The organism is Endozoicomonas sp. ONNA2 (assembly GCF_024606365.1).
In the GTDB taxonomy this organism is placed as follows: Bacteria; Pseudomonadota; Gammaproteobacteria; order Pseudomonadales; family Endozoicomonadaceae; genus Endozoicomonas.
On sequence record NZ_JAHHPO010000680.1, the window covers coordinates 1 to 2,786 of the forward strand.

1 protein-coding gene is annotated in these 2,786 nt (G+C 50.8%); it reads right to left on the reverse strand.

What is annotated here, in order from left to right; all coding sequences use genetic code 11:
* The coding region (locus KDK14_RS11945; RefSeq protein ID WP_257265349.1) for an ankyrin repeat domain-containing protein at positions 1 to 2,240 on the reverse strand (2,240 nt) is incomplete at its 3' end.
* Positions 2,241 to 2,786: the final 546 nt, after the last annotated feature.

Consider the following 2,786-nt stretch of genomic DNA (forward strand, 5'->3'; position numbering starts at 1 on the left):
ATCTCCAGCAATGTCCGGATGGCCTCTGTGTGGCCTTTACCAGCAGCTGTGTGCAGAGCCGTCTGGCCTTTCTTATCCCTCTCTTTGGCCAGCGCGGAGTGAATCTTCAGCAATGTCCGGATGGCCTTTGTGCAGTTATTAGAAGCAGACAAGTGTAGCGCCGTTTTGCCATAGCTATCCTTCCTTTCGGCCAGGTAGGGGGCAATGGTCAACAATGTCTGCATGGCCCTTGTGTGGCCATTGGAAGCAGCTATGTGCAGAGCCGTCCGGCGTAGTAAATTATCCTTGGCTTCGGCCAGGGAGGGGGCTCTGATCAGCAATGTCCGGATGGCCTTTGCGTGGCCCTTGTCAGCAGCCAGGTCAAGAGCCGTTTGGTCGTTGCTATCCTTCTCTTCGGCCAGGGAGGGGATAATGTCCAGCAATGCATGGATGACCCCTGTGTGGCCATTAGAAGCAGCTTTGTGCAGAGCCGTCTGGTCTGATAACTTATCCTTCACTTTGGCCAGGGAGGGGGCTTTGTCCAGCAAGGTCCGGACGGCCCTTGTGTGGCCTTGATCGGCAGCTGTGTGCAGAGCCGTCCAGCCTAATTTATTCCTGTTTTCGGTCAGGGAGGGAGCACTCTTCAGCAATGTCTGGATAACCTTCGTGTGGCCTCCATAAGCAGCTGCGTGGAGAGCCGTTTGGTCTGACTTGTCCTTCTTTTCGGCCAGGGAGGAGTCATTTTCCAGCAATGTCTGGACGGCTTCAGTGTGGCCTCCATAAGCAGCGAAATGGAGAGCCGTTTTGCCACCGTTATCCTTCACTTTGACCAGGGAGGGGTTAATCTGCAGCAATGTCTGAATGACCTCTTTGTGGCCTCCATAAGCAGCGAAGTGGAGAACCGCCCGGTCTGACTTATCCTTGTCTTCGGTCAGTGAGGGGTCATTGCCCATTAATGTCAGGATGACCTCTTTGTGGCCGCCATAAGCAGCAAAGTGGAGAGCCGTTTCGCCATCGTTATCCTTCACTTTGACCAGGGTACGCTTCAGCAATGTCTGGACGGTCTCTGTATGGCCTTGACGAGCTGCCAGGTGGAGAGCCGTTTGGCCATCGTTATCCTTCATTTCGGCCAGGGAGGGAGCACTTTTCAGCAATCTCTGGATAGCCTCTGTATGGCCTTGACGAGCAGCGAAGTGGAGGGCCGTTTGGCCATGGCTATCCTGCTTTTCGACCAGGGCACGGTCCAGCAATGTCTGGATGGCTTCAGTATGGCCTTTGTCAGCAGCTTTGTGCAGAGCCGTTTGGCCATCGTTATCCCTCTCTTCGGCCAGGGAGGGGGCAATCTCCAGCAATGTCTGGATGATCTCTGTGTGGCCTCCACAAGCAGCGCAGTGGAGAGCTGTTGTGCCATTTTTATTTTTCTGTTCTGCCAGGGAGGGGGCAATCTTCAGCAATGTATGGATGGCCTTTGTGTGGCCCCCATAAGCAGCTGCGTGTAGAGCCGTTGTGCCATCGTTATCCTTGGCCAGGGAGGGGGCAATAATACTCACCAGTGCGTGTATGGCCCCTGTGTGGCCTTGACGGGCAGCGAAGTGGAGAGCCGTTCGGCCAGACTTATCCTTATCCCTGGCCAGGTAGGGGTCAATGTTCAGCAATTTTTGGATGGTCGCTACGCGGCCTTCAAAAGCAGCTACGTGGAGCGGCGTATGGCCATTGTTATTCTTCATTTTGGCCAGGGAGGGGGCAATGCCCAGCAATGACTCGATCGCCTGTGTGTGCCCTTTATGAGCAGCCAGGTGGAGAGCCGTTTGGCCATAGCCATCCTTTTTTTCGGCCAGGGAGGGGGCAATGCCCAGCAATGTCTGGATAGTCTCTGTGTGGCCTTGATAAGCAGCTTTATGCAGAGCCGTTTGGCCATAGCTATCCTTCTTTTCGGCCAGGGAGGGGATATTATCCAGCAATATCTGGATGGCCTCTGTGTGGCCCTGATAAGCAGCTTTGTGCAGAACCGTTTGGCCATAGCTATCCTTCTCTTCGGCCAGGCAGGAGGGAATGTCCAGCAATATCCGGATGGCCCCTGTGTGGCCTGCAAAAGCAGCTGCGTGGAAAGCCACAATCCCCAGGGAGCGATTATTTCTTGCTGCAGCTGAAAGAGCAGAGGTAATATCGCCTTCAGGTTTCAGTTCAAGTCCCATCTTGAGAGCTTCCAGGTCCTCCCCCAGGCAGGCATCCTCTAACAATGGCCTGGAATTTCGAACCAAGGGCATACCGGGTTTGCATTCACAATTATCCCGATTACTCAATGATTCAGCATTGTCTCGTATACATTCCAAGTGACCCATATGATGCAATTTGCACTTTGTTGTTACCAGTGAACGCCCACCAAATTGACTTGAATCTTTTTGTGGGCAAAAAGTGCATTGTTGAGGTATCGAAGAACTTGGCAAATTGACGGCCTGGTTCATTTATTCACTCCATTTTAAAAGTGAAACTGCTACTCAATAATCCTGAAAAAGATAAATATTGAACAAATATGTGTTTGGTCGTCCGAATTAATTTGAATTTTGTTTGGTTATTTATCAAACAACCTTTCTGAATCCGTATCATAAATTGTGATACCCTGAGCATTTCAAATAGATCGTGCATTTGGGCTTTGCTTTCATGAGCTTTTATGAATAGTTTATTTTCGGAAATAATTCGAGATTAATACTTCTTCTCAAAAATATCCTGTGATGTGTAAATCAGCAAATTATAAGTAGTTGGCCGAATGGAATCGTATATTTCTGGCTAAGTGGGCAGTTACTATG